Origin of the sequence: Amaricoccus macauensis, from assembly GCF_014201905.1 — a bacterium.
Lineage (GTDB): Bacteria > Pseudomonadota > Alphaproteobacteria > Rhodobacterales > Rhodobacteraceae > Amaricoccus > Amaricoccus macauensis.
This window is the reverse complement of record NZ_JACHFM010000005.1, coordinates 255,103-275,583: the sequence shown is the minus strand read 5'-3', so window position 1 is coordinate 275,583 and position 20,481 is coordinate 255,103. Positions and strand designations below refer to the sequence as shown.

17 protein-coding genes are annotated in these 20,481 nt (G+C 69.0%); 4 read left to right on the top strand and 13 right to left on the bottom strand.

Annotated elements, in window-relative coordinates; translation table 11 throughout:
- Together HNP73_RS20535 and HNP73_RS20530 are read right to left on the bottom strand one after the other, a co-directional pair.
- The gene (locus HNP73_RS20535; protein ID WP_184154577.1) at positions 1–3,390 is read right to left on the bottom strand and encodes an AAA family ATPase; all 3,390 of its coding nucleotides are present in this window, start codon (positions 3,388–3,390) and stop codon (positions 1–3) included.
- Complete coding sequence (locus tag HNP73_RS20530; RefSeq protein WP_184154574.1) at positions 3,387–4,580, bottom strand: metallophosphoesterase family protein; 1,194 nt, start codon at positions 4,578–4,580, stop codon at positions 3,387–3,389. Before HNP73_RS20530 ends, HNP73_RS20535 begins: the two co-directional genes overlap by 4 nt.
- 150 nt (positions 4,581–4,730) lie before the next feature.
- Here HNP73_RS20530 and HNP73_RS20525 point away from each other — a divergent pair, with 150 nt between their 5' ends.
- Together HNP73_RS20525 and HNP73_RS20520 are read left to right on the top strand one after the other, a co-directional pair.
- A complete protein-coding gene (locus tag HNP73_RS20525) occupies positions 4,731–5,072 on the top strand; it encodes an ArsR/SmtB family transcription factor (protein ID WP_184154572.1) in 342 nt (113 codons plus the stop codon).
- Positions 5,069–5,542: an SRPBCC family protein gene (locus HNP73_RS20520; protein ID WP_184154570.1), complete on the top strand. Its 474-nt coding sequence runs from the start codon at positions 5,069–5,071 to the stop codon at positions 5,540–5,542. The genes HNP73_RS20525 and HNP73_RS20520 overlap by 4 nt, the downstream gene beginning before the upstream one ends.
- A 70-nt stretch (positions 5,543–5,612) precedes the next feature.
- Here HNP73_RS20520 and HNP73_RS20515 read toward each other — a convergent pair whose 3' ends face one another.
- The 10 genes from HNP73_RS20515 to HNP73_RS20470 form a co-directional block, all read right to left on the bottom strand.
- A complete protein-coding gene (locus HNP73_RS20515; protein ID WP_184154568.1) occupies positions 5,613–6,836 on the bottom strand; it encodes an NAD(P)/FAD-dependent oxidoreductase in 1,224 nt (407 codons plus the stop codon).
- A complete protein-coding gene (locus HNP73_RS20510) occupies positions 6,836–7,156 on the bottom strand; it encodes a 2Fe-2S iron-sulfur cluster-binding protein (RefSeq protein ID WP_184154566.1) in 321 nt (106 codons plus the stop codon). Before HNP73_RS20510 ends, HNP73_RS20515 begins: the two co-directional genes overlap by 1 nt.
- A gap of 15 nt (positions 7,157–7,171) precedes the next feature.
- Positions 7,172–8,362 (bottom strand): cytochrome P450, encoded by a 1,191-nt coding sequence (locus HNP73_RS20505; protein WP_184154564.1) that lies wholly within the window; start codon positions 8,360–8,362, stop codon positions 7,172–7,174.
- Positions 8,352–9,092 carry an ABC transporter ATP-binding protein gene (locus HNP73_RS20500; protein WP_184154562.1) on the bottom strand — a complete coding sequence of 247 codons (741 nt, stop codon included), beginning with the start codon at positions 9,090–9,092 and terminating at the stop codon, positions 8,352–8,354. The genes HNP73_RS20505 and HNP73_RS20500 overlap by 11 nt, the downstream gene beginning before the upstream one ends.
- Positions 9,085–9,837 (bottom strand): ABC transporter ATP-binding protein, encoded by a 753-nt coding sequence (locus tag HNP73_RS20495; RefSeq protein ID WP_184154560.1) that lies wholly within the window; start codon positions 9,835–9,837, stop codon positions 9,085–9,087. The genes HNP73_RS20500 and HNP73_RS20495 overlap by 8 nt, the downstream gene beginning before the upstream one ends.
- Positions 9,834–10,874 (bottom strand): branched-chain amino acid ABC transporter permease, encoded by a 1,041-nt coding sequence (locus tag HNP73_RS20490; RefSeq protein ID WP_184154558.1) that lies wholly within the window; start codon positions 10,872–10,874, stop codon positions 9,834–9,836. Before HNP73_RS20490 ends, HNP73_RS20495 begins: the two co-directional genes overlap by 4 nt.
- A gap of 26 nt (positions 10,875–10,900) precedes the next feature.
- Positions 10,901–11,755: a branched-chain amino acid ABC transporter permease gene (locus HNP73_RS20485; RefSeq protein ID WP_184154556.1), complete on the bottom strand. Its 855-nt coding sequence runs from the start codon at positions 11,753–11,755 to the stop codon at positions 10,901–10,903.
- A 70-nt stretch (positions 11,756–11,825) separates the two neighbouring features.
- A complete protein-coding gene (locus HNP73_RS20480; RefSeq protein ID WP_184154554.1) occupies positions 11,826–13,028 on the bottom strand; it encodes a cytochrome P450 in 1,203 nt (400 codons plus the stop codon).
- A 100-nt stretch (positions 13,029–13,128) separates the two neighbouring features.
- Complete coding sequence (locus tag HNP73_RS20475; protein ID WP_184154551.1) at positions 13,129–14,307, bottom strand: ABC transporter substrate-binding protein; 1,179 nt, start codon at positions 14,305–14,307, stop codon at positions 13,129–13,131.
- A 58-nt stretch (positions 14,308–14,365) separates the two neighbouring features.
- Complete coding sequence (locus HNP73_RS20470) at positions 14,366–15,139, bottom strand: GntR family transcriptional regulator (RefSeq protein WP_184154547.1); 774 nt, start codon at positions 15,137–15,139, stop codon at positions 14,366–14,368.
- 428 nt (positions 15,140–15,567) lie between these two features.
- Here HNP73_RS20470 and HNP73_RS20465 point away from each other — a divergent pair, with 428 nt between their 5' ends.
- Both HNP73_RS20465 and HNP73_RS20460 read left to right on the top strand, forming a co-directional pair.
- Positions 15,568–18,192 carry an ATP-binding protein gene (locus tag HNP73_RS20465; protein ID WP_184154544.1) on the top strand — a complete coding sequence of 875 codons (2,625 nt, stop codon included), beginning with the start codon at positions 15,568–15,570 and terminating at the stop codon, positions 18,190–18,192.
- Positions 18,182–19,711, top strand: a complete 1,530-nt coding sequence (locus tag HNP73_RS20460; RefSeq protein WP_184154541.1) for a response regulator — start codon at positions 18,182–18,184, stop codon at positions 19,709–19,711. Before HNP73_RS20465 ends, HNP73_RS20460 begins: the two co-directional genes overlap by 11 nt.
- Here HNP73_RS20460 and HNP73_RS20455 read toward each other — a convergent pair.
- Entirely contained in the window at positions 19,675–20,391 is a 717-nt protein-coding gene (locus HNP73_RS20455) for a winged helix-turn-helix domain-containing protein (RefSeq protein WP_184154538.1), read from the bottom strand. The genes HNP73_RS20460 and HNP73_RS20455 overlap by 37 nt on opposite strands.
- Positions 20,392–20,481: the final 90 nt, after the last annotated feature.

The window sequence follows — 20,481 nt, the reverse complement described above, 5'->3', positions numbered from 1 at the left end:
TCAGGCGATCTCGAGGACGTTGACCGAGGGGATCACCGACCGCGCGAGCCCGACCACGTGCCGGTGGTGCGTGAAGAGGATCGTCTGACCGCGCTCGCCCATGGACGCCGCGAGCCTGAGCGCCGCCCCGACCCGGTCGTCGTCGAAGGTCTCGTGGATGTCGTCGGTGACGAACGGCAGCGGCCCATGCTCGGCGACGAACTGGGCGTGGCCGGCGATGCGCAGCGCGAGGTAGAGCTGGCCCTGCGTGCCCGTCGACATCGCGCCGACCGCGACCGGCTCGCCGTGCCGGAGGCCGACCAGCCGCTCGTTGGCGCCGACCGTCTGGATGTCGAGGCGTGGCCAGCTGCCACCGGTGATCCCGGCGAAGGCCTGTTCCGTCGCCTCGATCATGGCGCCGCGGTGGGCCTGCCGGAATCGCCGAAGCGCGCTGCGTGCCGCGAGAAGCCCGAACTGCCGGGCAAGCGCCTCCCGCCCGCCCTGCCGCAGGGTTTCCACCAGTGCCGCACGCTCCTGATCCGGGGCAGTCCCGCCATCCCCGGCGAGCGCCGTTTCGAGCGATTGCTTCGCCTGTGAGCGTCGCTCCAGCGCGGCGTCACGCTGGCGATCGGCCTCCCCGACGTCTTCCCGCAGGGCGTCGGTGCGGACCGGATCGTGGTCGGCCTCCTCGGCGGCGAGGGCGTCCGGGTCGAAGTCGCCGCCCTCCGCGTCAAACGCCGCCCGCGCCTCCCGCAGGCTCCGGCGCAGGCGGTCGCGCGCCTCGAGGCGGTTGACCATGTCGACGGGGTCGGCGGCGGCATCGCATGCGTGACCAGCGAGGATGCGGGCGATCTCCGCCCGCCCGGCGGCGCGGGCTGCCTCGGCGCCCCGCCCGGCATCGCTGGCGGCGTCGAGTTGCTTTCGCTCCGCGGCGACGGCCTGCGCCGTCTTCTCTGCCTGCGCCGCCCTTTGCCGCGCCATCGCGAGCAGTTCGCTCGGGTGGGCGACGTCCGTCAGCCCGAGCAGGTCGCGGAGCGGCCGGACCAGCGGCTCGAAGCTCGCGATGGCGCTCTCCATCGCCTCGATCCGGTGGTCGAGCTGCCGTCGCTGTTCGTCGAGCTCGGCCAGTTTCTCCATATCCGGCAGGCAGCCGAGCACGCGACCGGCATCGAAGTCCGCGCACCAGAGACCGGCGAGCAGAGTTGCAAGTGCCGTCTGGAATCCTGAAAGCCGTTCCGCCGCATCAGCTTCGGACGCGGTCATCCGGTCGATCGTCTTCCGCGCATTGCGCCAGCCGTCCGCCGCGGTCTTCTGGTCTTTCAGCTTCACGAGCGCCCGTTCGGCGATGGCCGGCAGCCGGTCATCGAGCGGCAACGCCTCACTGGCCCCCAATGCCTCGCGCAGCGCGCCAAGGCGGGCGAGTCGCTCCGCTCCGAGCTTGTCGGCCGTGTCCCGCGCGGCTTCCGCCTGGCGCGCCGCACGCAACGCCTCGGCGAGCCCGTCCCGTCGCGGGCGGAGCGCTTTCACCGGTGCCGTCGCGGGCAGACCAAGCCGCACGGCCATCGCCGCGGCTGCATCCGCGGCCTCTCCTGCCGCAACCTCTGCCGCCACGAGGGCCGCGTGCTTTTCCGCGTGGGCCGTGGTCCGTGCGTCGAGCTCCGCCTCGCTCGCGCTGTGGCGCAGGCGGGCCTCGGCGGTCGAGGCGTGGCGCGACTGGATGGCGTCATCGTCTCGCATCGCGGCAGCAAAGGTATCGGCGGTCTCGGCATTCAGTCCGGCGCGGTGGGCGTCCCACGCCTGATCCCGGCGGGCGCGGCTCTCGGCCGCCCGGACGTCGAGCACGATATCGGGCCGCCCGGCGAGGGTGTCGCGCGCCTTCAGCGCCGCCTCCCGCGCGTTCGCGGCCTCCTGCTCGGCGCGAGCGCGTGCCGTGCGGTCGCTCTCTGCCCGCTGCACCGCCTCAGTCACAGCCTCGATCTCGGCAACCTCGGGCAATCCGGCTTCCGCCAGCTCGCGCCAGCCGGCGGGAAGGCCGGCGGTCTGATGCGCGACCGCCGCTTGCGCCGCCTCCAGCGCCAGAAGGCTGTCGTGCGGGTCGGGGGCTTGATGCCAGAGTTGCAGCGCGTCGGCGAGCCGGTCGAGCCCTTCCGGCGGGTCGGTGCGCTCGCCCTGATCGGCCTCGGCGCTCAGGCGCGCGCGGGTCTCGCCGTCGAGCGCGGCGCGGCTGGTCCTTACGTCATCGGCCGCGAGGCGCAGGGCGCCGAGGGTACCCTTCGCGAGGACGATCGGACCCGGATCGGCGTCCGTGCCGGTGAGACGCGCCGCAAGTCCCGCCATGGCGTCGCGGATCCCGGCAAGGTCTCCCCGGCGCCGTGGAAGATCGCTGAGATTGGTCAGCACCCGCGGCACCAGCGGCTCGCCCTCAGCGAACACCGCGGAATCGAGCGTTGCGAGATGCGCCGCCACCTGCTGACCGACCGGATCCTCGGAGAGCACCGCCAGCCGGGCTGTGGCGGCGTCGGTGTTGGCGCGGGCTCTGGCGAGGCTTTCCTCCGCCCCGGCGCATTTCTCGGCGGCACTCGCCACGCGTGCGACGGCCTCGGCCGGGAGGTCGGGGCCGTCGGGAGCGTCGGCGAGTTCTGCCTCCATCGCGGCGATCCGGCGGGCCATGTCCCGCCTGCGATCCGCCGCCTCGCGCAGCTTCAGCGCGCGCCGGGCATCGGCGAGCGCGGCATCGGCGTGGGAGAAGGCCGCATCCGCATCGTCGCGGGCCTTGGCCAGACGGTCGAAGGCGCGCGGATCGAGGCGGACGTTGCGAAGCTCCGCATCGAGCTCCTTGAGCCGGTTGCGCCCCTCGTTCGCCGTGGTCTTCTTCCCACCCTTCTTGTGGAAGCCCGCCACCTCGCCCTCGATCGCCGTGAGCGCGTCCGACAGGCCGGAGAGACCGGAGGCGCCGGCGTGCAGGAGCTGGCCAAGGTCGCCCTGCGCCTGCGCGATCTCCTTGCCTCCCTCGCGGAGAACGGTGTCGTTGAGCGAGAACCGCGTCCGGTAGGCGTCGCGGTCGAGCCCGAAGAGCCAGTCGGTCATTCGACGGTCGGCGATGATGTTGCCGTTCGGATCGGTCAGCGATCCCGCCGTCGCGGTGGAGCGCCGCAGGTCCAGCCGGCCGTCCGGCGTCTCGATCTGCGCGCCCACCAGCAGCTCCCGCCGCTCGTGGCGGAAGGCGTAGGGCGAGGCGCCTTGAAAGCCGAAGAGGAAATCGAGCCACGCCATGAAGGCCGTGCTCTTCCCCGCCTCGTTGGCGCCATAGACCACGGTGACATCGGGCCGGCCCGGCTCCGCCTGACCGAAGTCGAGGGCGAAGTCCTGAAAGCGGCCGTGGCGGATCAGGTCGAGCCGGTTCAGCCTCATGCCGGTTCGTCCTCGATCGTCAGCCGCGCGATGACGGCGTCCAGTCCCTCGGCAATCAGGGCATCGATGTCGTCAGGGTCGAAGGCCTCGGCCACATCGGGGGGCATCGCCGTGCGCCAGTCGTCGAGAAGCGCCAGCGCCGCATCGCGAAATCCGACGGTTTCCGCGTCCTGCTTCATGAGTGCGGCAAGCTCGGCGACGACGCCCGGGGCGATCCGTTCCGGTGCGGAGACGAGCCGGACGGCCTCGACGTGCACCCCTTCGATCTCCTCGCAGGCCTCCTCCGCCAGCCGCTGCGCCAGCGCGGCCTTCGCCGCGAGCGTGCCCGCCCCGCGGATGCGCAGGCGCGCGGCAATCTCGTGATCCGGCCGCGCGGCACTGCGAAGGGCGCGGGCGATGAGCTCCTGACGCTCCCCGAGGCTCGCCGCCCGGGCGAGGTCGACCTCGATCGTCTCGAAGGCCACGGCACCGAGCGCGATCTCGCGGGCCCGGACGCCGTTCGCGTCGATCTCGACCAGCGTCGCCGAGCCGCGCCCGGTCTCCCCGGCGTGCCGGCCCTGCGGGATGCCGGGCATCACCGCGAGCGTGGTTTCGGAGCGCCGCTCGAAGCGTTTGTGGATGTGGCCGAGCGCCCAGTAGTCATAGCCATGGCCGAGCAGATCCGCCTCGGAACAGGGGGCATAGGGGTCGTGGCCCTCGGCGCCGCCGAGTGAGGTGTGCATCAGCCCGATGTTGACGAGCCCCGGCTCGGCCGCCGGGTAGCGCGGCAGCAGGCTCGATGCGACATGCCGCTCCTCGAAGCCGATGCCGTGAATGGCGACGCCGCGGACATGCAGCGTCGGTCGGGCGGCATCGAGGATGACGACACCCTCTTCCAGCGGGCCGTAGCGCGTGTAGTCGAGCAGCGCGTCGTGGTTGCCGCGGATCATCACCGTCGCGATACCCGCCCGCGACAGACGACGAAGCTCGGTCGCAAGCGCGACGCGGCTCGTCACGTCACCGACCCGGTTGTCGAAGATGTCGCCGGCGAGAAGGACGGCCGCCACGTCCTCCTCGATCGCCGCGCTGACCAGCCGGGCGAGCGCGAGCCGCGAGGCACCCTGCAGCCGTCGGGCGCGATCAGGATCGCGCAGCGCCTGCGAGCGGAGCGGGGAATCGAGGTGAAGATCGGCGGCGTGGAGAAAGCGCATGGTTGCTGCAACCTGCCGTCTGCCCGGGCCCGGTTCAAGGCATCGACTCGAAACTGGTAAATCAGCGTGCCGGCCGCTTGCAGGTCCAGATAGTTAGCCGGATGGCGAAGTTTTCCTTGCCTGAGACCAAAAGGAGGTATAGTTAGACGTATGGCTAACCATGATCCCGACCTCTCCCGGCTCTTCCACGCTCTGGCGGACCCGACGCGTCGCGGGATCCTGACTCGGCTGGCGGAGGGGCCGGCGCCGGTGACAGCACTTGCCGGCCCCACCGGACTGCGACTGCCCACGGTGATGCGGCACCTCGCGGTGCTGGAAGAGGCGGGGCTGATCGCCACGTCGAAGGACGGACGGGTTCGCTCCTGCGCGGTGGTGCCCGCGGCTTTCGAGCCCGTGCGCACCTGGCTCGACGAGCAACGCGCCCTCTGGGAGGGCCGCCTCGACCGGCTCGACGACTACGTGATGAACCTGATGAAGGAACGCAGCCAATGACCCCGGAGCTGGACCCGACCACCGACCTGAGCTTCACGCGCACGCTCGCCGTGCCGCGGCAACTGGTCTGGGAATGCTGGACCGACCCGAAGCACATCCCTCACTTCTTCATACCGGCGCCGCACAAGGTGACGGCGGTCGACATCGACCTGCGGGTCGGCGGCCGCTTCAACACGACCTTCGAGGTCGAAGGGCAGACGATGGACAATCAGGGCGTCTATCTCGAGGTGGTGCCGGGTGAGAAGCTGGTCTTCACCGACACCTATACCGAGGGCTGGAAGCCGGCGGCGGAGCCGTTCATGACTGCGATCCTGCTCCTTGAGGACGCGCCCGACGGCGGCACGACCTACACCGCCATCGCCCGCCACCGCTCGCCCGAGACCCGCAAGACCCACGAGGACATGGGCTTTTACGACGGCTGGGGCACGGTCGTCACCCAACTCGAGGCCTATGCGAAGGGGCTGATGTAGGGCTCGATCCGCCCGGCGCTGACGCCTGCTGAGGGGCGCAAGCGGTTGCTTCCGCCCCTCCGGGTCGGCGCTAGGCGGGCGGGGCGGCCTTGGCCGCGTTCAGTGCCTGCTTGAGCCCGAAGCCTGCCGCTTCCAGCACGGCCTTCGGCGTGCCGATCAGCCGCCGGGCAGCCATGTGCTCGCCGGCCGCGTTCACCGTCTCGACGGCGACGAGGCGGTTGTCGCGGAAGAGCAGGAAGACCGGTTGATCGTCAGGCCCGGGTGCGCGGACCACCTCGTCAGCGGTGGTGCCGAGGCCGGCAATCTGCAGCTTGTGCTTGCCCTGATCGCTCCAGAACCACGGCACCGCCGCATAGGAGTCGGTCGTGCCCTTCACAAGCCGGCGGGCGATGTGGCGGGCATGGTCGACAGCGGCCTGTACCGACTCGAGCCGCACCGGCGAACCGTCCGGCAGCGGGAACGAGCAGCAGTCGCCAAGCGCCGAGATCGCCGGGTCGGAGGTGAGAAGCGTGCCGTCCACGACGATCCCGTTCCCGACCGTGAGACCCGCGGCCTCGGCGAGCCCGACGTTCGGGCGGACCCCGGTCGCGATCAGCACCAGATCGCCGGGGATCACCTTCTGGTCGGACGTGTCGACGCCGGTGACCTTGCCGTCCGCGGACTCGATGCGCCGCGCGCCGGCGCCGAGGCGCACATCCGTTCCCATGGCGCGGTGCGCCTCGAGGAACCAGGCCGACATCTCGGGCGAGAGCGCCCGGCCCATCAGCCGCGGCGCCGCCTCGAGCACCGTGACAGCGACCCCGGCAGCCCGCGCCACTGCGGCGAACTCGAGGCCGATGAAGCCGCCGCCGATGACGATGGCCTGACGGGTGTCCGCGAGACGCTGGCGCAGCCGGGCGGCATCCTCAAGCGTCCGCAGTTCCTCGACGCCGTCGGCTTCCTGGCCCGGAATCGGCGGGCGGAACGTACTGGCGCCGGTCGCGAGGATCAGGTGGTCGTACGGATACTCCGCGCCATCGACGGTGGTGACGACGCGCCGGTCGCGGTCGATCGCGGCGGCGCGCGTGCGTTCGCGAAGCGTGATGGACGCCCGCTCGTAGAAGGCCGCGGGCTTCAGCAGAAGCCGGTCCGCCATGCCGTCCGCCATGTACGCCTTGGAAAGCGGCGGTCGCTGGTAGGGCAGGCCGGGCTCGTCGCCGATCAGGATGATCTCGCCCTCGAACCCCTCCTGTCGGAGGCTGGCGGCCGCCTGAAAGCCGCCCTGCCCGGTTCCGACGATGACGATCCGCGACATCAGAGTTGCGTTTCCGGCAGGTGGACGACGAGACCGTCCAATTCGGGCCTCATCTTGATCTGGCACGAGAGCCGGCTGGTCGGCTTCGTCTCGGACGCCGCGCAGTCGAGCAGGTCGCTCTCACCGTCGTTCTGCGGCCCGGTCTTCTCGGCCCATGCATCATCGACGTAGCAGTGGCAGGTGGCGCACATCATCGAGCCGCCGCACTCGCCGATGATCCCGTCGATGTCGTTGGCGATCGCAACCTGCATGACGCTGTCGCCCTCGCGGGCCTCAACGACGGTCTCGGTCCCATCGGCGGTGATGTAGGTGATCTTCATGGGAAACCTCTCGATTCAGTTCAGGATGACGGGAAGGTTGATCGGTCCGCGGAACCCGAAGCCGCGCCACTGCACGACGCTCGGGTCGGGCAGCGTCATGCCGGGGAAGCGCTCGAAGAGCATCTCGGTCATGACCGCGCCCACGGTCCGCCGTGCGACGTGGGTGCCGGCGCAGTGGTGCGGCCCGGAGCCGAACGCCTGGTGCGGATTCCTGGTGCGGAACACGTCGTAGCGCTCGGGGTGATCGTAGAGGTCTTCGTCGTGATTGGCCGACGCCTGAATCGTCATCACCGTATCGCCCCGGGGGATGTGGCAGCCGCGGATTTCCACATCTTCCGTGACGAGGCGCGACGAAGCCTGGATCGGCGCGACCCAGCGCACTCCCTCCTCGAACGCCTGCCCCCATTTGCCGGTTCTGCGGACTTCCTCGAGCTGCTCCGGCTCGGTCAGCAGGCCGAAGACGATTGTCGAGAGCGCGTCGCGCGGCTCGTTGATGCCACCGCCGATCGCGATCTTGATGTTAGCGACGATCTGGCTCATCGGGATCGGGTTCTCGGCATTCACCATGACAGAGAGTGCGGAGTGGTCGGGCACCGCACGCACCCGCTCGACCGCCTTCCCGAGAAGCGCGTTCATTTCGAGATTGGCGTGATCGGACACTGCGAAGGGACCGGGCTCCCAGCCGAAATTGCCGGCGCCGTCGATGAGCGCCTGCGACCAGAAGATCATCTCTTCGTCGGTCGCCTCGGGGATGCCGAGGATATGCGCGAGGATACGCGCCGCGATCGGGGCGGAGAGCTGCTTGTGGAGATCGACGATCTCGCCACGGGGCAATCGGTCGAGGTACTCGGCGGCATACTGGCGGTAGAGCGGCTGCCAGACCTCCTGGATCGTCTTCGGCAGGAGCGCCGGCGCCATCGCCATCCGCTCGGAGAGGTGCTCCGCCCCGTCCTTGCGCATCAGGGTGTGCGCCTGGAACGCCGGCTTCATCGGAGTGTTCGGGTCGTTCGACGAGAAGATCGCCGGATTGTCCTTTACGAACTTCGTGTCGGCGGCCTTGGTGAGGAACGTCCGTCCGGCGGCCTTCACGCGCAGCACCGGCGCTTCGGCCCGAAGGCGCTTGTAGATCGGGTAGGGATCGACATGCAGATCCTTGAGCGTGATCTGCTCGTCGACGGGCGCGAGCGTTCCGGTCTCAGCGGACATGGATGTTTCCTTGGCTGCGGGAGGACTTGGCAATGACGCCGAGATGCAGGTCGAGCTGCGAGGGGTCCTCGATCAGGCTGCGGCTCGGGGCCTCGTGGACGATGGCGCCGCGGTCGAGGATGATGGCGCGGTCGGTCACCCCGAGTATTTTCTTCGCGTGCTGTTCGACGATGATCGTCGCCATCCCTTCCTCGCGGATGATCCGGCGGATGGAGGCGAGAAGGTGATCGACGATGATCGGCGCGAGCCCTTCGGTCGGCTCGTCGAGCAGGAGCACCCGCGGGTTCAGCATGAGCGCCCTTCCGACGGCGAGCATCTGCTGCTCGCCGCCCGAGAGCTGGTTGCCCATGTTGGAACGGCGCTCCTTGAGGCGCGGGAACATCTCGTAGACGCGGACAAGGGTCCAGGCCCCTGGCCGGGCGGTGGCGAGAAGGTTCTCCTCGACGGTCAGCGAGCGGAAGATGTTGCGCTCCTGCGGCACCCAACCGATTCCCGCGGCGGCGCGCTTCTCGGGCGGGAGGCCCGAAAGGTCCCGCCCCGCGAGATGGACGCTGCCGCTGAAGCGGCGGGTGACGCCGATGATGCTGTCGAGAAGCGTCGTCTTGCCGACGCCGTTGCGGCCGAGCACCGCCAGTGCCTCACCCTCGGCGAGCGAGAGCGAGAGATCGCGGATGACCAGCGCCTCGCCATAGCCGGCGCGAAGGCTCCGCAGCTCCAGAAGCTCAGGCATGTTCTTCTTCCCCAAGGTAGACTTCGCGGACGCGCGGGTCGGCCATGACCTCCGCAGGCGTGCCCTCGGCGAAGTGGGTGCCGTTGACGAGCACGGTGATCCGGTCGGCGAAGGTGAAGACGAGGTCCATGTCGTGCTCGATGAGCAGGATCGAGACGTCCTTTGGCAGTGCCGCGAGGGTGTCGAGAAGCTCCTGCCGTTCGGCTTCCGGTACCCCGGCGGCGGGCTCGTCGAGCAGCAGCACGCGCGGGTTGCCCGCGAGCGCCACGGCGATCTCCAGCAGCCGTTGCTTGCCATAGGGCAGGCGCGCGGTCGGATGGTCCATCACGTCGGTGAGGCGGAAACGCTCCAGCAGCTCCAGCACCTCGTCGATGATGTCCGTCCGCGTGCCGAGGCCGCGCCAGAAGTCCGCACCGCCGCCCATCCGCTCGGAGACCGCGAGCCCGATCGACTCGACGGGCGTCATGGCCGCGAAGAGCTGGTTGATCTGGAAGGTCCGGCCGAGCCCGCGCCGGGCGCGCTGCTGCTGGCTGAGACGGGTCACGTCCTCGCCGTTGAGCAGAACCTGTCCGCCGTTCGACGGCAGGACTCCGGTCAGAAGGTTGATGAACGTGGTCTTGCCCGCGCCGTTCGGTCCGATCAGGGCGTGGCGGCCTCCCTGTGCGAGTCGGAAGCTCACCTTGTTGGTGGCGACGAGGCCGCCGAAGCGCTTCTCGAGGTTGATGGTCTCCAGGGCCACGCTCATTTGCCCATCCCCCGCACGCGGTTCCAGAGAGTGGCCGGCGCGCCGGTGATGCGCTCGCGGCCGATGAGGACGATCACGACGAGGATGAGCCCGAGCCAGAACATCCAGTACTGCGGCGTCAGGGTGGAGAGCGTGTCCTGCAGGAGCTTGAAGACGATCGCGCCGATCAGGCCGCCGTAGAGATAGCCGACCCCGCCAAGGACGAGGACGAGCAGCACGTCCGCCGAGCGGTGGAAGGCGAGGACATCGAGCGAGACGAACATCGTCGTCTGCGCCAGCAGCGCACCCGCGATCCCGGCGTAGAGCGCGGAGATCGTGTAGATGGCCACGAGCCGCTTTCCGACCGGAATGCCGATGGTGTTGGCCCGCATGGGGTTGTCCCGGATCGCCGCGAGCGACAGGCCGAACGGCGACGTGACGATCCGCCGGGCGACGAGGAAGAGCAGGAAGGTAACGACCAGCGCATAGGCATAGGAAGTCGTGCCCATGAGGTCGAAATCGAAGCGGCCGAAGATCGGGTCGATCCAGATGCCCTGCAGGCCGTCGGCGCCGCCGGTCAGCCAGGCGGCCTTGTTCGCCGCCTCGTAGAACAGCATGGCGATGCCGAGCGTCACCATGAGCCGGGTCAGGTCGGACGCGCGCAGCAGGAGGAGCGGCGCGGTCGCGAGCCCGAGGATGGCCGCGGCCACCCCACCGAGCAAGAGGCCGGTGATGGGCTCGCCGGTCATGTGGATCGAGATTAGGCCGGCCACATAGGCCCCGACCCCGAAGAACACGCCGTGACCCAGCGAGACGATCCCCGCGTAGCCAAGGATCAGGTCGAGCGAGAGCGCGAAAAGCCCAAGAATGGCGATCTCGCCCAGGAGCAGGTGCTGGTCAGGCAGGAAGAAGAACGTCGCGGCGGCGAGCGCCCAGAAGACGAACTCGGCTGGCCGCCAGCGTCCGGTGCGGCCGAGGTTGCGAAGCGCCCGTTCGTGAAGGCCCTGCGTCGTCGGCGCGACCGCGGTGGGAGGCTGAGTGAGGGTGTCTGTCGGCATTGTGGGGAGTCCTCGGGGCTTTGGGGTCAGCGGGCGCGGGCGATGAGCCCCTGGGGCCGCAGGATCAGGATGACGATCATGAGCAGGTAGATGAGGAAGGCGCCGACCTCGGGGACGTAGTACTTCCCCGCCACGTCGCCGACGCCGATGATGAGGGCTGCGATGAACGGCCCGATGAGGCCGGTCGTGCCGCCGATCGTCACGACGATCAGGAAGTAGACCATGAACTTGAGCGGGAAGGTCGGCTCCATCCCGAGGATCTCGATGCCGAGCGCCCCGCCGAGCCCGGCAAGACCGGAGCCGACCGCGAAGGTCGTGGCGAAGATGCCCGCGACGCCGATGCCGAGTCCGCGCGCGACCCGCTGGTCATCGACCGCCGCGCGGAGCTGGCTGCCGAAGCGGGTGCGGTTCAGGATGAGCTGGAGCCCGATGACGAGGACACTGCACACGACGATCAGGAAGGCGCGGTAGCGGCCCACCGGGATTCCGAAGAGATCGAAACGGCCCTGAAGCCAGCCGGGCAACTGGACGAGCTGCTGCTGCGAGCCGAAGAGATAGTCGGTGGCCGTCACCGCCATGAAGACGAGCCCGATCGAAAACAGCACCTGGTCGAGGTGGCTTCGCCGGTAGAGCCGGGCGTAGAGCGTTCTCTCGGCGAAGGCACCGGCAAGCGCGGGGACGAGGAAGGCGAAGGGCAGTGTCGCGAGAAACGGCACGCCCCAGCGGTTCATCAGGAGGGCGGTGACGTAACCGCCCGCCATGGCGAATGCGCCGTGGGCGAGATTGATGAAGTTCATCAGTCCGAGCGTCACGGCAAGGCCGGACGCGAGGACGAACAGCAGCATGCCGTAGGCGATTCCGTCTATGAGGATCGTGAGCATGGGAATTCCCCTGGTGCCCGTCTTCGCGAGCCAGCCCGTTACATGTGAAGTGAAGGTTCGAGCCCGCGGCTCAGGCCGGGGTCAGGACCAGCGGCAGGCTATCCAGACCGCGCAGGGTATTGTTGAAAGCCCGGACCGGCTCGCCGGCCAGCCGGATGTCAGAGGCACGGCGTGCAAGCGCATCGAGCAGGACCTCGCCCTCGAGCCGTGCCAGAAGCTGACCCACGCACATATGAACTCCGAACCCGAACCCCACGTGGCCGGAGGTGCGCCGCTCGATGTTGTAGGTGTCGGGATCCTGCCAGTGCCGTGGATCGCGGTTCGCGGCAGCGAGGAACATCATGATCTTCTGGCCCTCGGGGATCACCGCGCCGGAGAGCTCGACCTCGCGGGTGGTGGTGCGGAAGAACGTCTGCACCGGGCTCTCGAAGCGGATCGCCTCCTCGAAGGCCCCCCGTGCCAGCGCCGGCTTCTCGCGAAGCCTCGCGAAGGCGTCGGGGAAGCGCGCCATGCAGTAGAGCGCCGCGCCGATGCCGTTCACCGTCGTGTCGAGGCCGGCCGTCAGGAGCGAGCGCACCAGAAGCGGAGCCTCGTCGGCCGTGATTTCCCCGGTGTCAGCGGCGGCGTGGATCTGCGCGCCGAAGCCGTCGGGCGCAAGATTCTCGCGCCGGCACTGCTCGGTCACCCAGGCCACATGCGGTGCGGCGCGCGCCAGCGCCTCGCGCCGGAGCTCGTTGTCCGGCCCGAAGGCGTTGAAGGCGAGGCCGGCGTAGGGGAGCAGGTGCTCCCGGCCCTCGTGGACAAGGCCGACCGCGTCGGGAAAGACCGAAAGCGGGAAAGCCTGCGCGAGGTCGCGGATGCCGTCGATCTCGCGCCGTGCGACCAGCTCGGCAACCAGCGCATCGGCCTTCGCGACCATGTTGTCGCGCAGCCGCCGCATGACGATCGGTGACACGACCCGTTGCAGGACGGCGCGGGCGCGGTCGTGCTCCGGCGGGTCGGTCTCGAGGACGAGACTGGGGTCGCGCCACGGCTTCTCTACCGCGAAATCGCTCAGCCCGACGCCGCGGCTGGAGCAGAAGGTCTGCCAGTCATTCAGGACCGCGTGAACCTCGGTGTAGCGCGCGACCGCCCGCACACCGTAGCGCGAGAGCCAGACCACCGGCCCCGCTTCGCGAAGGCGCTCCTGGTCGGGGTAGGGGTCAGCGAAATAGGAGATGTCAAAGGGATCGAAATCGAGGGTGGGGAGCGTTTCCGCCGCCGTGACACGCATTGTTTTCCTCCTGGGGAGCTTCCGGGCCGCTTGAAGGAAATGCTCCTCCGCGCGAACCCGGTAATTGGCTGCCGAGCGATGGCCGCAAGCGGCCGGCGGGTCAGAGGCCTGCCTTCACCGGATCCTTCACGGCGGGGAACGTCTCGATCTCGACGTTCCAGAGTTCACCATCCGCACCGCGCTCGACCTTGCGCATGTAGACGTTCTGAACGATGTCACGGGTCTCCGGGTCGATCTGCATCGGACCGCGCGGGCTCTCCCATGCCAGGCCCTTCATCGCCTCGATCAGGCTCTCGCCGTCCGACTTGCCGCCGGTCTTCTCGAGCGCCGCATAGAGCAGGTGCATGCCGTCGTAGCCGCCGACCGCCATGAAATTCGGTCGCATCCCGTCGTTTGCCGCCTTGAACGCCTCGACGAAGGCCTTGTTCTCGGGGCTGTCGTGAGCGGCCGAATAGTGGAAGCCGGTGATTGCCGCCAGCGCCGGGTCACCCATCGAGTTCAGGATGTCGTCATCGGTGATGCCGCCGTCGGCGAGCAGCTGGACGCCGGTCGTGTCGAGACCGCGCTCGACGTACTGCTTCATGAACGGGGCGCCGACGCCCGACGGCACGAAGACGAAGATCGCGTCGGGCTTGGCGTCGGCCACCTTCTGCAGGAAAGGCGAGAAGTCGGGGTTGGCAAGCGGAACCCGCAGGGACTCGACGACCTGCCCGCCGGTCGCGCCGAATGTCTTGGCGAAGGTGGTTTCCGCGTCGATGCCGGGGCCATAGTCCGACACGACCGTCACGACCGACTTGATCCCCTCCTTCGCGGCCCACTCGGCGATCTTCGAGGTAACCTGAGGCGTGGTGTAGCTGGTGCGCACCACATAGGGCGACTGCTCGGTGATCGAGGAGGTCGCCGCCGCCATGACGATCTCGGGCACCTTGGCGCGGGTGGCGAGCGGCGCCGCGGCGAGCGCCAGCGGCGTCAGGCCGAAGCCGGCGATCGCCTCGACCTTCTCCTTCACGATCAGCTCCTGCGCGAGGCGCTTGGTCGCATCGGCGACACCGGCATCGTCCTTCACGATGAGCTCGATCTCGCGGCCGGCCACTTCGCTGCCGTGCTCGGCGATGTAGAGCTTCGCCGCCGCCTCGATCTGGCGGCCGGTCGAGGCAAAGGGGCCGGTCATCGGCAGGATGAGCCCGACCTTCAGGGGCTCCGCCGCGAGGGCGGGCCAGCCGGACATGACGACGGATACAGCGAGTGCCGCGCCGCAAAGCAGGTTGCGTCGATTCATACGATTTCCCCGGAGAAGGCGGCTATTCCTGCCGCGTCGTGGTGATTGCAGGAAGCGGCTATCCGATCCGCTGGATCAGTCCCGCTCCCTTGATGCTCCCGATGGCGGCGCGTGACTTCAGCGCGGTCGTCAGGTTGCGGTATGAGAGGCGCGCGTGCTCGCGCATGATCGCCTCCGCACGGGCGCCTTCCCGGCCGCGGATGGCCTCGACCACCGCCCGATGCTGGTCCTGCGCCACGACGAGGTGGCGCCGGGCGGTTTCCTCGTCCTGGTGGACGTGCACGAGCGCGCTCGCGAAGGCGAAGGGGCGCGAATTGGCCCGTCGCGTCTCCTGGATCAGCAGCGTGCTTGCGGTTGCCTCCGCCAGCGAGTCGTGAAACTCGGCGTTGAGCTTGGTATAGGTCGCGATGTCGGTCGCGGTGAACCTCGGCTGGTCGAGTAGGCTGTCGATGCCGGCAACGATCCCCTCGAGCCTCGCCATGTCCTCCGGCTTCGTGCCGCGCTCCGCCAGCAGGCGCGCTGCCAGGCCCTCGATCATGCCGCGAAGCTCGATCGCTTCGCCGATCTCCAGGATCTGGAAGCCGCGGACGGTGTAGCCGCCTGCCGACAGGGTTTCGATCATCCCCTCCTCGCGCAGGTGCTGGATCGCGGCCCGGATCGGCGTGCGCGACATGCCGAGCCGCTTGGCCAGCTGCGCTTCGGTGAAACGTTCTCCCGGCGAAATTTCGCCTTCAGTGATGAGATTCCGAAGATCGATGAGCGCGCGGGCACTCTGCGCCCCCGAAGGGATCGCCACCCCGTTCGCCCGCGTCTCAGCGGTCCTGACGCTCATCCCTTCCTCCCCGTCTTCTTGTTGATCTTGGTATACCGAAAAACTGGGAATGGCGCAAACGGTTTTGAAATGGACGCTGATAACGGAGAAAATGCAATGATTTTGCCAAACATGGTATACCGGCGAGGCCGGTGATGGCGCGGTGGTCGGGTGAGAAGCACGGAGAAAGCGGATTGGTCTGTTGTCTGACTGGCCGAATCACTCGCCTCTGCGCCGGAGCCGACAGGTCAGCGACGACCGTTCCTCACCGGGTCAGGTCCGGAGAGAGCGGGAACGGCCTCGGCGAGCGAGGCGAGACACTCCCTCGCCCCGAAGCGCTCCCTGCGACCGTGACGAAAACCTCGACTTGCCGGCGGGCCTGACTGAGAATTTCCGCGCTCCGGCCAGTCGGCGTGGTGATTCCCTTGGTGCCGGGCGAAGGGGGGCAGATGTCGCGCACGGCCGAGCAACGGCCGGCGATCCGATCCTACAGATCATGGGTGGCGAACGAGACCCTCGAGGACTATGCGCTGCGCTACGCGGCGAGGTCGTTCCGCCGCTGGACGCCGTTCGTCATCGCGAACACCGCACTCGGTGGCATCGCCTTCCTCGCTCTCGAGACGATCGGCGGGGTGATCACGCTGCGTTACGGCTTCGCGAACGCGATCCCGGCAATCGTGTGCGTGTCGCTGTTCATCTTCGTCACCAGCCTGCCGATCGCCTACTACTCGAGCCGATACAACATCGACATGGACCTGCTGACCCGGGCGGCCGGGTTCGGCTATATCGGCTCGACGATCACCTCGCTGATCTATGCCACCTTCACCATCATCTTCTTCGCCCTCGAAGGGGCGATCATGGCGCAGGCCATGCGGGTCTATGCGGACGTTCCGATCGTGATCGGCTATGTCGTCTCGTCATTCGTCATCATCCCGCTCACCGCGATGGGCGTGACTGTCCTCAGTCGCCTGCAGATGATCTCCCAGCCGCTCTGGATCATCATGCTGGTCGCTCCCTTTCTCTTCATCCTCGCACGCGAGCCCGGGGTTCTGGCAGAGTGGTCCGCGTTCACCGGGGCCGAGACAGGGTTCAGCGTGCTGGCCTTCGGCGGCGCGATCGGCGTGCTCTGCTCGCTGACGGTGCAGGTCGGCGAGCAGGTCGACTATCTCCGCTTCCTGCCCGACCTCGCGCGCGCGAACCGACGGCGCTGGTGGGTGGCCATGCTGTCGGCGGGTCCGGGCTGGATCGTGGTCGGCGGCCTGAAGATGCTCGGGGGCAGCCTGCTCGCCGTCATGGTCCTCTCGGCCAGCCGCCCCGCCGCCGAGGCGCTCGAGCCGATCCACATGTTCGCGCTCGCCTACGGGTACATCTTCGCGAACCCCGAGACTGCACTCGCGGCCGCCACGGTCTTCGTGCTGGTGTCGCAGATCAAGATCAACGTGACGAATGCCTACGCGGGCTCGCTCGCCTGGTCGAACTTCTTCTCGCGGGTCACGCACTACCACCCGGGGCGCGTGGCCTGGCTGGTGTTCAACATCCTGATCTCGCTCCTGCTGATGCTCCTCGGCATCTTCGACACGCTGGAACTGGTGCTGGCGGTCTATGGCAACATTGCCACCGCCTGGCTCGGGTCGCTGGTCGCTGATCTCGCGATCCTGAAGCCGCTGCGGATCAGCCCCGCGGTGCCGGAGTTCAAGCGGGCCTACCTGCGAAACTTCAACCCGGTCGGCTGCGGCTCCATGGCGCTCGCCTCGGTCGTCGGGCTTTCCTGCTATGCGGGCGTCGCCGGCCCCATGCTGCAGGCATGGTCGGCGCCGCTCGCCTTCGTCGTCGCGCTGGCGTCGGCGGTGCTGATCGGCGTCGTGACGCGGGGCCAGACCTATCTCGCCCGGCCGATCGACTATGCCGAGCGCGGCGGGGCGCTCGTGCAGTGCCGGATCTGCGACCACGCCTACGAGAAGCCGGACATGGCCTTCTGTCCGTTCTACGACGGTCCGATCTGCTCGCTTTGCTGCAGTCTCGACACGCATTGCCACGACGTCTGCAAGGCGCCGTCGCACGGACGGCCGAGCGTCGCTCCGGGGAACGCGCTGCGGCAGCGCTTCGCGCTCCGCCCCATGCAGCGGGTGGCCAAGGTGACCGGCGTGACGCTGGTGCTCTGGACGGTGTCGGCCGCGGTCTTCTTGCTGACCTACCGCATGGCCGATCTGCACATTGATCCCGCGCCCTACACCAACGACCAGATGCTCCTCAGGGTCTTCGTCGCGCTGCTGCCGCTGCTCGGGATCGGCGCCTGGTGGATCGTGCTGTCCCACGAAAGCCGGGAGCTTGCCGAACGCGAGCTCGTCGCGTCGCTGGAGGAGCTGCGCGAGACACAGGCGGAACTGGCCCGCACGGAGCGCCTCGCGGCGATCGGCACGCTGACCGCCAGCGTCAGTCACGAGCTGCGCAATCCTCTCGGGGCCCTCGCCAATTCGGTGGACGTCCTCGACCGGTCACTCCCCGCGGAGGCGCGCGAGGGCCCTGAATTCACCCGCATCCGTCGCAGCGTTCAGCGATGCTCGCGCATCATCGACGAGCTGCTCGACTTCTCGCGCCGGCGCGAGTCGGCGTTTGCCCCGCTCGCCGTGGACCGATGGCTGGCGGCGCAGGTGGGCGAACACGCGGCAGCCGCGCTCGTGGAGCTCGATCTCGGGGTCGATTGCACGATCGAGGCCGATGCCGAACTCATGCGGCAGGCGGTGGTGAACCTGCTCGACAATGCCCGGCACGCCGTCATCGAGGCCCATCCGGAAGGCGGCGGGCGGATCGTCGTTCGCACCCGGGCCGATGCCAGCACCGTCGTTCTCTCGGTGTCCGACAATGGGGTCGGCCTCTCCGAGGCGGAGCGGAAGCGGGTCTTCGAGCCGCTTTACAGCACCAAGGCCTACGGGGTCGGCCTTGGCATGTCGGTCGTCCAGCGGGTGGTCACTGTCCACGGCGGCCGCATCGAGCTTGGCGGCCGGCCGGGCGAGGGGACCACGATCGCACTGCACATCCCGCGGCAACAGTCGGGGCCGGCCGATGCCCGCTGAGTTTCCGGGCCGGCCGTGGCGGCTGCTGGTCGTCGATGACGACGTGGACTTCGCGGAAAGCCTCGTCCGCCTCCTCGCGCTCGACGGGCACGAGGCGCGCGTCGCCCACGACGGGGTCTCGACCTGCGAGATCCTCGCGAACTGGACCGCGGACGTTGCGCTCGTGGATGTCCGGCTCGGGCGGGAGGACGGCGTCGCGCTGGTCGGGAAGCTCCATGGGATGGCGCCCGACATGATCGTCGTCATGGTCACGGCGTATGCCTCGATGGAGACCGCCGTCGAGGCGCTGAAGGCAGGCGCCTACGATTTCCTGATCAAGCCGTTCTTCTCCTACGACCTCGACCGGACGCTTGCCCGGTGCTTCGAGCGCCTGCGGCTGGTCGCGGAGCGCGATGCGGCCGAGAACCGGCTGCGGCAGGCCCAGCGGCTCGATGCACTGGACCAGATCGGCGCGGGCGTGGCGCATGAGTTCAACAACACGCTGGCGGTGATCCTCGGCAACCTCGAACTCCTCGACGAGCGGCTGGAGGGCCAGCCGGTCTTGCGCGAGCTGGTGGACGACGCACTCGGGGCGGTCCGGGGCGGCATGGAGCTGACGAGCCGGCTGCTGTCGCACGCCCGGGCCGCTCCGCTGCACACGGAGCCGACGGATCTCGGTGGGACGCTTCCCGCGACCTGGCGGCTGCTCGAACGGGCGCTCGGGGCCAACGTCCGGGTGGTGCTCGACATCCCGCCCGAGGTGCCTGCCGTGCTGGTCGACCGCAGTCAGCTCGAGGCGAGCCTGATCAACCTTGCGATCAATGCCCGCGACGCCATGGCCGGAGACGGCACCCTGACGGTGACGGTGCGATCTGACGAAGCGTTCGTCGATCTCGCGCTGTCCGACACCGGGCCGGGGATGCCCCGGGACTTGCTCACGCGGGCGGTGGAGCCGTTCATCACCACCAAGTCCTCCGGCCGGGGTCTCGGTCTTGGGCTCACGATGGTCGCGGGCTTCGCCGAGCGATCAGGCGGCGCGCTCCTGCTCGCGAGCCCGCCGGGGCTTGGCCTGACAGCGACGATCCGGCTGCCGGTGGCCCCGGCGGAGGGCGGTGCCGCGACGGCCGCTCGGGTCGCGGCTCCCGTGTCGGGAGGCCGATCAGAGAGGGTGCTTGTCGTCGAGGACGATCCCGACGTCCGGCGCACCCTGCGCCGTCAGATCGCGCATCTCGGCTACCGGGTCGCCGTGGCGGCGAGCAGCGACGAGGCGCTCGGGATCATCGGCGCCTCCGCCATCGACCTGATGGTGACCGATGTGGGCCTCGGCGGGGGACGGAGCGGGGTCGAGCTGCTGCGGGAGGCGACCGCCCGGCTGCCGGACCTCGCAGCGCTGCTTCTCACCGCCGACACGGCACGGGCGCCGGGCAGTCCGGTCGCCGGGGTCGCGTGCCTCCTGAAGCCCGTCGATCTCGCCACCCTGTCGCGCGCGTTGCGCGCCGCGCTTCAGCCGCGCGCAACGGATTCCGGCGCAAAGACGTAGCCGATGCCGCGGACCGTGCGGATGATGCGGTGGTTCGGCCCCTCGTCGCCGATCTTGCGCCGCACCTTGCCCACGAGGACATCGACGCTCCGGTCACTCGGCGTCCACGCCCGGTTCGCCACGAGATCGAGCAGCTGGTCCCGGGACAGCACCCGCCCGGGTCGGCGCGCGAGCGCTGCGACGATGTCGAACTCCTTGCTGGTGAGGCCGGCGGCGACTCCGCAGGGCGCGTAGACCTCGCGGTGCGCGAGATCGACCCGCCACCCGTCGACACGGATCGTGTCGGCCTCGGTCTCCGGCACGACCGCGGAACGGGTCACGCGACGCAGCACCGCTCGGATGCGGGCGAGCAGTTCGCGCGGCTGGAACGGCTTCGTGACATAGTCGTCCGCCCCGAGTTCGAGGCAGACCACCTTGTCGATCGTGCTGGTCTTGCCGGTCACCACGATCAGCGCCGCGTCATATTGCGATCGCAGGGCGCGCGCGAGTGCCAGCCCGTCGTCGCCGCGCGGAAAGCCGAGGTCGAGAAGCACCAGATCGTAGGGCAGATCAGCCAGAGCGCGGCGCATTGCTGCACCATCGTGCGCCTGGGTCGGAGCGAAGCCTTCGCCGGCGAGAAAGCGCGCGAGGAACCCGCAGAGCCGGCGATCGTCATCCACCACCAGGATTCTGCCCTGCATCGGCTCGTCCTCCCAAATTGTGCAATCCGACTATGCCGCAAGTGGGCCGGTTGCGCCGCACCCGCGTTACAAAAGATTACGCGGTGACCC

Excerpts from the sequence above, each read along its gene's own strand:
- HNP73_RS20530 (WP_184154574.1), bottom strand. The coding sequence starts at position 4,580 with ATGCGCTTTCTCCACGCCGCCGATCTTCACCTCGATTCCCCGCTCCGC.
- HNP73_RS20525 (WP_184154572.1), top strand. The coding sequence starts at position 4,731 with ATGGCTAACCATGATCCCGACCTCTCCCGGCTCTTCCACGCTCTGGCG.
- HNP73_RS20460 (WP_184154541.1), top strand. The coding sequence starts at position 18,182 with ATGCCCGCTGAGTTTCCGGGCCGGCCGTGGCGGCTGCTGGTCGTCGAT.
- HNP73_RS20505 (WP_184154564.1), bottom strand. The coding sequence starts at position 8,362 with ATGTCCGCTGAGACCGGAACGCTCGCGCCCGTCGACGAGCAGATCACG.
- HNP73_RS20515 (WP_184154568.1), bottom strand. The coding sequence starts at position 6,836 with ATGTCGCGGATCGTCATCGTCGGAACCGGGCAGGGCGGCTTTCAGGCG.
- HNP73_RS20475 (WP_184154551.1), bottom strand. The coding sequence starts at position 14,307 with ATGAATCGACGCAACCTGCTTTGCGGCGCGGCACTCGCTGTATCCGTC.
- HNP73_RS20470 (WP_184154547.1), bottom strand. The coding sequence starts at position 15,139 with ATGAGCGTCAGGACCGCTGAGACGCGGGCGAACGGGGTGGCGATCCCT.
- HNP73_RS20485 (WP_184154556.1), bottom strand. The coding sequence starts at position 11,755 with ATGCTCACGATCCTCATAGACGGAATCGCCTACGGCATGCTGCTGTTC.
- HNP73_RS20465 (WP_184154544.1), top strand. The coding sequence starts at position 15,568 with ATGTCGCGCACGGCCGAGCAACGGCCGGCGATCCGATCCTACAGATCA.
- HNP73_RS20500 (WP_184154562.1), bottom strand. The coding sequence starts at position 9,092 with ATGCCTGAGCTTCTGGAGCTGCGGAGCCTTCGCGCCGGCTATGGCGAG.
- HNP73_RS20520 (WP_184154570.1), top strand. The coding sequence starts at position 5,069 with ATGACCCCGGAGCTGGACCCGACCACCGACCTGAGCTTCACGCGCACG.
- HNP73_RS20455 (WP_184154538.1), bottom strand. The coding sequence starts at position 20,391 with ATGCAGGGCAGAATCCTGGTGGTGGATGACGATCGCCGGCTCTGCGGG.
- HNP73_RS20490 (WP_184154558.1), bottom strand. The coding sequence starts at position 10,874 with ATGCCGACAGACACCCTCACTCAGCCTCCCACCGCGGTCGCGCCGACG.
- HNP73_RS20495 (WP_184154560.1), bottom strand. The coding sequence starts at position 9,837 with ATGAGCGTGGCCCTGGAGACCATCAACCTCGAGAAGCGCTTCGGCGGC.
- HNP73_RS20480 (WP_184154554.1), bottom strand. The coding sequence starts at position 13,028 with ATGCGTGTCACGGCGGCGGAAACGCTCCCCACCCTCGATTTCGATCCC.
- HNP73_RS20535 (WP_184154577.1), bottom strand. The coding sequence starts at position 3,390 with ATGAGGCTGAACCGGCTCGACCTGATCCGCCACGGCCGCTTTCAGGAC.
- HNP73_RS20510 (WP_184154566.1), bottom strand. The coding sequence starts at position 7,156 with ATGAAGATCACCTACATCACCGCCGATGGGACCGAGACCGTCGTTGAG.